General features: G+C 62.9%; 1 protein-coding gene. It reads right to left on the bottom strand.

The genetic code is table 11. From position 1 onward, the window contains the following. On the bottom strand, window positions 1–399 hold a 399-nt coding region (locus tag A5781_RS03995), incomplete at both ends, for an AMP-binding protein (protein ID WP_156624365.1).

The raw sequence follows: 399 nt of genomic DNA, 5'->3' as shown, positions 1-399 counted from the left end.
AGATGTGTATAAGAGACAGGTGATGTAGCCGATCAGGCGTTTGTCGCCGGGGTGGTCTTCGCGGGTGATCACCACCGCTTGGTCCACCCCGTCCACACTGGCTAGGGTGGTTTGGATCTCACCGAGTTCGATGCGATACCCACGAACCTTGACCTGCTCATCCGCGCGCCCCACATACCGCAGCTGACCGTCGTCGCCCCAACACACCAAGTCCCCGGTGCGATACATCCGGGTGCCGGACGCCCCGGTGAAGGGACAAGCGAGGAACCGCGATGCGGTCAACCCCGACCGGCGCCAATACCCCACCCCCACGCCATGACCGGCCACATACAACTCGCCGATCACCCCGGCCGGAACCGGCCGCAACCACTGATCGAGCACCTGTCTCTTATACACATC

This window comes from Mycobacterium sp. 852002-30065_SCH5024008, assembly GCF_001665645.1.
In the GTDB taxonomy this organism is placed as follows: domain Bacteria; phylum Actinomycetota; class Actinomycetes; order Mycobacteriales; family Mycobacteriaceae; genus Mycobacterium; species Mycobacterium paraffinicum.
The sequence above is the reverse complement of the archived record's forward strand: the minus strand, read 5'-3'. Positions and strand labels throughout refer to the sequence as shown.